Source organism: Kaistella sp., assembly GCF_032060305.1.
GTDB classification, from domain to species: domain Bacteria; phylum Bacteroidota; class Bacteroidia; order Flavobacteriales; family Weeksellaceae; genus Kaistella; species Kaistella yananensis.
The window spans coordinates 30778-38507 of the sequence record NZ_DAMBHK010000006.1 but is presented as its reverse complement, the minus strand read 5'-3'; the positions used below and the strand labels follow the sequence as shown (position 1 = coordinate 38507).

At 40.9% G+C, this 7730-nt stretch carries 9 protein-coding genes; 7 read left to right on the top strand and 2 right to left on the bottom strand.

Features of this window, described 5'->3' with window-relative positions:
• Positions 1–522, top strand: a 522-nt coding sequence (locus tag V5N63_RS01635; RefSeq protein ID WP_332032413.1) for an aminotransferase class V-fold PLP-dependent enzyme, incomplete at its 5' end; no start/stop codon positions are given.
• A 3-nt stretch (positions 523–525) separates the two neighbouring features.
• Here the strand turns inward: V5N63_RS01635 and bcp are convergent.
• Positions 526–975, bottom strand: coding sequence for a thioredoxin-dependent thiol peroxidase (gene bcp, locus V5N63_RS01630; RefSeq protein WP_332032411.1), 450 nt, complete (start codon positions 973–975; stop codon positions 526–528).
• A 32-nt stretch (positions 976–1007) separates the two neighbouring features.
• Here bcp and nth point away from each other — a divergent pair, with 32 nt between their 5' ends.
• Complete coding sequence (gene nth / locus V5N63_RS01625; RefSeq protein WP_332032409.1) at positions 1008–1628, top strand: endonuclease III; 621 nt, start codon at positions 1008–1010, stop codon at positions 1626–1628.
• A 206-nt stretch (positions 1629–1834) separates the two neighbouring features.
• Here the strand turns inward: nth and V5N63_RS01620 are convergent, their stop codons facing one another.
• A complete protein-coding gene (locus tag V5N63_RS01620; RefSeq protein WP_332032407.1) occupies positions 1835–3628 on the bottom strand; it encodes a DUF885 domain-containing protein in 1794 nt (597 codons plus the stop codon).
• Positions 3629–3802: 174 nt separating this feature from the next.
• On the opposite strand from V5N63_RS01620, the gene V5N63_RS01615 reads away from it, so the two are divergent.
• The 5 genes from V5N63_RS01615 (at position 3803) to V5N63_RS01595 (ending at position 7699) form a co-directional block, all read left to right on the top strand.
• On the top strand, positions 3803–4264 hold the full coding sequence (locus V5N63_RS01615) for a hypothetical protein (protein WP_088468317.1): 462 nt from the start codon (positions 3803–3805) through the stop codon (positions 4262–4264).
• Positions 4265–4363: 99 nt separating this feature from the next.
• Entirely contained in the window at positions 4364–5044 is a 681-nt protein-coding gene (locus V5N63_RS01610) for a MotA/TolQ/ExbB proton channel family protein (protein ID WP_088468318.1), read from the top strand.
• Positions 5044–5442, top strand: coding sequence for an ExbD/TolR family protein (locus tag V5N63_RS01605; RefSeq protein ID WP_265143763.1), 399 nt, complete (start codon positions 5044–5046; stop codon positions 5440–5442). Before V5N63_RS01610 ends, V5N63_RS01605 begins: the two co-directional genes overlap by 1 nt.
• Positions 5442–6284, top strand: coding sequence for a ferric siderophore ABC transporter substrate-binding protein (locus tag V5N63_RS01600; RefSeq protein WP_332032404.1), 843 nt, complete (start codon positions 5442–5444; stop codon positions 6282–6284). The genes V5N63_RS01605 and V5N63_RS01600 overlap by 1 nt, the downstream gene beginning before the upstream one ends.
• A gap of 176 nt (positions 6285–6460) precedes the next feature.
• Positions 6461–7699, top strand: coding sequence for a bifunctional folylpolyglutamate synthase/dihydrofolate synthase (locus V5N63_RS01595; RefSeq protein ID WP_332032402.1), 1239 nt, complete (start codon positions 6461–6463; stop codon positions 7697–7699).
• Positions 7700–7730: the final 31 nt, after the last annotated feature.

The following is a 7730-nucleotide window of genomic DNA, read 5'->3' as shown; positions in this document are numbered from 1 at the left end:
ATTTTGTACGGAAAAGAAGAAATTCTGAGGAAAATTCAACCTTTCCACGGTGGTGGCGAGATGATCGCAACTTGCTCTTTCGAGAAAACCACTTATGCAGATTTGCCTTTCAAATTTGAAGCCGGCACACCAAACGTAGGCGGAAATATTGCGTTGGGAGCGGCCGTAGATTTCATTGAAAATATTGGCCATGAACAACTTCAGAACCATGAAAACGCCTTGCTCGAGTACGCTCAGACGAAGCTTCTGGAAATTGAAGGTTTAAAAATTTATGGCGAAAAGGCCCACAGAACCGGCGTGGTTTCTTTCAATCTGGAAGGAATTGGCATTTCTTCGGATGTTGGAATGATTCTCGACAAGTTGGGAATTGCTGTGAGAACCGGCCATCATTGTACGCAACCGATTATGAATTTCTTCAATATCGCAGGAACAGTTCGTGCGAGTTTTGCGGTTTACAACACATTTGAAGAGATTGATATTCTTTTTGAAGGGGTGAAAAAAGCGCAAAAAATGTTGGGTTAAATCTTAGTTTTCCAAGATTTGTTTTGCCGCTTCTTTTGTTTTTACTTTTTCAATGACGCGAACGCATATTCCGTTTTCATCGAAAATAAAAGTGGTACGAACAATTCCCATGAATTCTCTACCCATGAATTTTTTGAGTTGCCAAACGCCAAATTTTTCGATGACATCCCGGTTTTCATCGGCAAGTAGCGGATATTGGAAGCCAAATTTTTCATGAAATTTTTTCTGATTTTTCACAGGATCTGCCGAAACGCCTAATAATTGAAAACCCTCTTTTTTCAGTTTTGAGAAATGATTATTTAGATCGCAGGCTTCCGCGGTACAACCCGGTGTATTGGCTTTTGGATAAAAGAAAATTACAAGTTTTTTTCCTAATAAATCTTGGGAACTTACTGTTTCACCATCTTGATTTACACTTAAAAATTCGGGCAATTGATCACCAACTTTCAACATAATGTTTAATTTTGCTCAAATTTAAAGCTAAAATGACAAAAAAGCAAAGAGCCGAAACCGTGATGATGGAACTCGAAAAATTATATCCGGAAGTTCCAATTCCTTTGGATCATAGTGATCCTTATACGCTTTTGGTCGCGGTAGCTCTTTCAGCCCAAACGACTGATAAAAAGGTGAACCAAATTACCCCAAAATTATTTGAAGTTGCCGGAGACCCCTTTAGAATGAAGGATTTAGAAGTTGACGAGATTAAATATTTAATTAAAGAAATAGGACTGGCAAATAACAAGGCGAAAAACCTTAAAAAAATGGCAGAACTCCTGGTAGAAAGACATAACGGAGAAGTTCCGAAAACTTTTGAGGAATTGGAAGCGCTTCCCGGAGTTGGTCACAAAACTGCTTCAGTAGTGATGAGCCAGGCTTTCGGTGTTCGGGCTTTTCCGGTGGATACGCATATTCACAGGTTGATGAAACAGTGGAAACTGACCTCAGGTAAAAATGTGGTGGAAACAGAGCATGATGCCAAAAAGCTTTTCCCAAAAGAAGTCTGGAACCGCCTTCACCTTCAGATCATTTTTTACGGCCGCGAATATTCGCCGGCCAGAGGAAATCAGGATAAAGATTTTTTATCGAAAATGTTGCTCGAAAAATAAAGGTTAGTTTTTCAAAAGATGCTTTACTTTGGTTACCAGATCATCAAATCAAAAAATTTGGTAAGAAAATTATCTACGTTAATGATTTCTTTTACAGGATCGTATCGACACATTCCTATAGTAATGGGCAAATAATTAATCATAAACGATAACCTAAATCATTTTACTTGAATAGAATCGTTTATTTGAAAATATTTTAATATTAATTATTGTTTTTTTGCCCAGAGTTTCATTTTTCGGTCCAGAACATCCAGTGGCAGACAGCCCTGATTGAGCACTTCATCATGAAATTTCGCTAAACTGAATTTACTGCCAAGTTCCTGCTGATACTGATCGCGAAGTTCGCGGATCTTGAGCGCGCCGATTTTATAGCTCAGCGCCTGTCCCGGCATTGCCATATATCGCTCTATTTCGGCAGTTGCCGCAGCTTCATCATACGAAATATTGCTCAGGAAATATTTGATGGCTTCTTCCCGGTTCATGGTTCCGGTGTGCAGTCCGGTATCTACCACAAGCCGTACTGCGCGAAGCATTTCATCGCTCAGTGAACCCATTTTCTGGTAAGGATCTGTATAAAGCCCAAATTCTTTCCCAAGCGACTCACAATACAGCGCCCAGCCTTCACCATAAGCACCAAACCAGCCAAAACGCATGAATTTCGGCAGCGTCGTGTTTTCCTGCTGCAGCGAAATCTGGTAATGGTGACCCGGGATTGCTTCGTGCAGGAAAAGGGATTCCATTCCTGAAGTCACATTAAACTTCGCCGGATCAGGAATGGGAATATAAAAAATCCCTGGCCTTTTTCCGTCCGGAGTTCCCACCACGTATTCTGCACTTGCACTCGCTTCCCGAAATTTTTCGGTTTGCCGGATTTCGAAAGCAGTTTTTGGTGTCACGGTAAACATGGTTTTCAGTTTCGGTGTAATTTTCTTCAAAATAGCGTTGAATCCGTCTAAAACTTCCTGACTTGTTTTATAAGGAAAAGCCTTCGGGTCAGTTTTTACATGAGCGATAAATTCATCCAAACTGCCGCTGAACTGTACCTGCTGTTTTACTTTTTCCATCTCAGCGCGGATACCTGCCACCTGCTCTAATCCGATTTTATTGATTTCTTCAGGTGTTTTCCCGGTAGTCGTCCAGCTTTTTACATAGTACGAATTAATTTCTTTTCCTTTTGGCAACGCGTTGATTCCGTCTGAATTTCTGGCTTTAGGCAAATACTCTTTTTCCAGATAATCTCCCATTTTCGTGTAGGCCGGAATGATTTTCTTTGATATCAACTCCTTAAATAACACGGTAAATTTTTCTTTCTGAGCATCGGTAAAGTTTTTCGGGAAATTTTTAACCGGACCGTAAAAGATATTTTTTTCGAAATCGGGCGTTACAATTTCTTCGGCACGCATCTGCGGAATCATTTTTACGACCAGTTTCTTTGGCAGCACATAATTGTTGGCCGTTCCTTCGCGGAAGTTTTCGATCGCGGTATCCATCCAAACCGGAAATTTTTCGGCTCTCTTCAACCAGTCTTCGTAATCTTTTTCAGTTTTAAAAGGCTGACTTCCCTGCCCACTTCCCAGCAAAGGAAAATCCAGCGGAAGTCCGGAAAACTGGCTGAAAGGAATATATTCCGGGTGATAAGCATAGCGCTCGATTTTATCTTTCAGCGTATAATCCAGCACATCATAAGTCGTTTTATCTTCGTCGCTTAAGGCTTCATAATCCACCTTTTTCATCTGGTTTTGTACGGTATTGTAAAACGATATTTCACCGGAAATAAAATCTTTATCGATATTCACCGGCAATTGGTCATTGTACCTTAAGTCTCCCTGCGCGGTGGCTTCTAGCGGATAAAGCTTCAGATATTGCTCATAATAATTGGCGGCAATAGAATCTATTTCCAGAGGAGTTTCTTTGGTTAGCGGAGAATCCGATTTCTTGCAGGAAGCTAAACCTGCCGACAGACCGATAATGAAAAGTATGCTACGAAAAATTTTGTTCATTTCTAATCTTTTAAGAATTGCTAAATTATAGTATTTTGTTCAAAAATTTCTATTCAAAAAACCATTTCAAAGGTAAATTCAAAAAAGAAACAAATAATTTTGCGCAATCAATCAATTTTTTATCTTTGTTGGGTTGGATCACAAACAATTAATTAACACTATTTTCTTAAAGAAATGAAAGGGATTTTAAAAATCTACCATCCTGAAGAAACCCTTAAATACCACCTCAAAAGCACTTACTGCAAAGCGGTTTACAGCAACAAACAACATTTTCTGGAAATTGAGATCATTACAGATGATTCTTTGGATCATGTAGATGATGATTCCCTGCAATATCCGTTTCCACAGATGTCTCTGAAAATTTTCGATTTTCTTATCGATGAAGACGAACTTAACGGGAAAACCTTTGTAATAAATGATACTGAAGACGAAACTTATACCGAAGTAGATCTTTTCGACGATGAGGATGCCTATCTTTACGATAACGAATTGAAGTTCGACACCGACGCAAACGGCGAACTGCAGTTGTACTGGAAGGGAAACATCGATGATTTCTATACCGGATCCGATGAACCGATCCCTTTCAAACTCAAATGTCATTTCAAGGAAGATGAAATTATCGTAGAAGAAGACTAAACTTTACCGCAGTCTTTTTTAATTTAATCTTCTATTCATCGGCTTTTTTACAATATTATTTTAAAATTGCCGTTCAACTCTATAATCAAGAATTAAAAAATGTTTTTACAAACTCCTACCCAAGTTATTAATACCACGACCGAAAAACATGTGTTCTCGCTTTGGGAAATCCTTTTCAGCGGCGGACTGCTCGGCAACATCATTATGGTTTTAATATTCCTGCTGGGGATTCTCGCGCTTTATATATTTCTCGAAAGATATTTTTTTATTAAAAGAGCTTCAAAGGAAACTCCGAATTTCCTGGAAAACATTAAAGATTTCGTACAGGACGGTAAAATACAGACTGCGGTAGATTACTGCAGAACCATCGACTCGCCTGAAGCAAGGATGATCGAAAAGGGTCTGGCAAGAATCGGAAGACCCATTTCAGACATTTCGAATGCGATGCAGAACCAGGGTCAACTGGAGGTTTCAAAACTCGAGAAAAACCTAAATATCCTGGCTTCTGCTTCCGGAGCAGCACCAATGCTTGGGTTTTTGGGAACCGTTGTCGGGATGATCATGGCATTTTTCGAAATATCGAATGTTACCGGTGCGGTGAGTCCAAAACTTTTAGCATCGGGAATTTATACCGCGATGGCAACTACCGCAGTTGGGTTATTTGTCGGAATTCCTGCTTACTTCTTCTATAATATTCTGGTAACCAACGTTGACAGACTGGTATTGAAAATCCAGACCCATGTGAACGAGTTTCTTGATGCACTAAATAAACCGCTTTAATGGAACTGAAACGCAGAAACAGAGTAAATGCCGAATTCAGCATGGCGTCGATGACAGATATAATTTTTCTGTTGTTGATATTTTTCATGATTACAAGTTCCGCCATCAGCCAAAGCGCCATCGATGTGAAACTTCCGAAAGCGGATGCTACAAATCCCAGCGTTCAGGATCCTTCAACCGTAACAATTAAGGAAGATGGCAAATATTTTGTAAACGATAGGGAAATCCCGAAAGAAGAGCTGGAAAATGTTTTGGTAACTGCCCTGAAAGACGTTCCCAATCCATCATTCACCATTCGGGCCGACGAAAACACCAAACACAAAGATGTGGTTTTTGTAATGGGAATTGCAGAAACGCACAAGTTTAATTTAGCGATTGCCACCACTCAGGAAAATTAATGAATTACACCTTACAACATAAGAAAGCCGAAGAAAGAGACAGAAGGAACAGTGCAGTGATTACCTTCATCATCTCATTGTTGGTTTTTCTTGGAATATTCTTTTATAAATTTACCAAAATCACCGAAAAACCTGAGGAAATCACCACAATGCTCATTAATTTCGGCGATAACCAAAACGGTGCTGAGGCCGAAGAACCCGCAAATCAGGACGGAAGCTTAGCCGCAAATACAGAAATCGCAAACCCCGAACCTGTAAAGGAAGTGATTGCTGAAACCAAACCCGACCCTAAACCAGCCGTTACAAAACCTGTAATAAAAGAAAAAATTCTTACCGGAAGCAACACCAAAGTCTCTGTCCCGAAAACTGAAAAAGCGACAAAAGCGGCACCGGCAAAAACCTCTGCCACCAAGGCTTCGACACCCAATTCCACCACAGGAACCGGCGACGGAAAAGGTACAGCTGCTATCGGAAACCTGATTAAAGGCCGTGGAACAAAGACTGGCACCCAGGGCACCAACGGCACTGCAGGAAACCAGGGCGATCCCCTTGGTGGAGACGGCGATGGCGACAGTAAAATAGGCGTCGACAGAAACCTTATCGGTTTTATTCCCGGAACCATGGGTCGTGGCGGTGCGCAACCTTCGCACAACTGCTCCGCAAGCGGCACCATCAGTATTGCCTACACCGTCGATAAAGCCGGAAATGTAATTTCTGCCCGCAGATCCGGCGGTATTTCCGATCCCTGTATTTCCTCTACGTCCGTGTCGTGGGTGAAAAAATATGTAAAGGCAGAAAAAGCCTCCACCTCATCTACAGGAACTTACCGCATAACTTTTTAATTTTATTGGGCGCATATTTCCCGCTTTCACTACTCGCTTCCGCTGTCGCGGAGAGCTCAGACATGCCGTTCAATCGGGAGCGCGGGCAGTTAATAGCAACGAAACCCGGCATGTTGAACACCGAAATTTAACCTCAAAATTTCCTGAATTCCAAAAACTTTAATCAAATTTGCACCATGACAAACCAAGCATATCAGGAAGCCGTTGAATGGCTTTTTGTACAGGCCCCGAATTACCAGATCGATGGGAAAAAAGCCTATAAACCGGGCCTCGGAAACATCACTAAACTCTGCGCATTCTTTGGAAACCCGCAGGACAAAACAAAAACCATCCACATTGGCGGAACCAACGGCAAGGGATCTTCCAGCAACATGCTCGCTTCAGTCCTTCAGGAGTCGGGTTATAAAGTGGGAATTTACAATTCGCCTCACCTCATCGATTTCACCGAAAGAATTAAGGTAAACGGCCAAAACTGCGACAAGGAATTTGTTTATAATTTCATACAAAAGCTAAAAAACCTCCCCGCAGACATCCGCCCTTCCTTTTTCGAATTCACCACGATCATGGCTTTCGAATATTTTGCACAGCAAAATGTAGATTTCGCCATTATTGAAGTAGGTCTCGGCGGCAGATTAGATTCTACCAATATCATACGTCCTTTGGTTTCAGCCATCACCAATGTTGCGCTGGACCATCAGAATATCCTGGGAAACACGGTGGAAGAAATAGCCACTGAAAAGGCTGGCATCATCAAGAAAAACACCACCATCATCAGTGGTGATGAAAATGAAACAGTGAAGGCAATCATCAGAAAAAGAGCAGAAGAAAACGGCTCGGAATGGGTAGATGCCACTTTAATTGAAGCATCTTTACCTTCAGATTTAAAGGGAAATTATCAGCAGAAGAATACTAAGGTGGTGATTGCACTTGTTGAAGCACTGAGGAATTTAGGGCTGAAAATTCCACAGGAAAAGGTAGAAAAAGGCTTGTTGAATGTTCAGAAAAACACCGGTTTTATCGGCCGCTGGTTCGAGTTCTCCAAAGATCCACAGATAATTTGCGACACCGCCCATAACCAGGCAGGCTTGGAAGAGGTTTTCGCTCAGCTCAATTCCATCCCGAAGTTCAAACATATTGTTCTTGGGTTTGTAAAAGACAAAAAAATTGATGAAGTTTTAAAGATTCTTCCGGAGAATGCCACCTTCTATTTTGCCAAACCTTACCTCAACCGGGGCCTTCATCCCAGTTTTTATGAAGATGAACTGAAAAAAGCGAAAATTTTTTATAAAATTTTTGATCACGTCAACGATGCATATCTTTCTGCAAAACAGAATATTAAAAACGGAGAAATGATTTTTATCGGCGGAAGTAACTTTGTAGTGGGAGAATTTCTTGAAAAAAATTTGCAGAAATAAAAAAAGCTTGTATATTTGCAACACCAAAAAC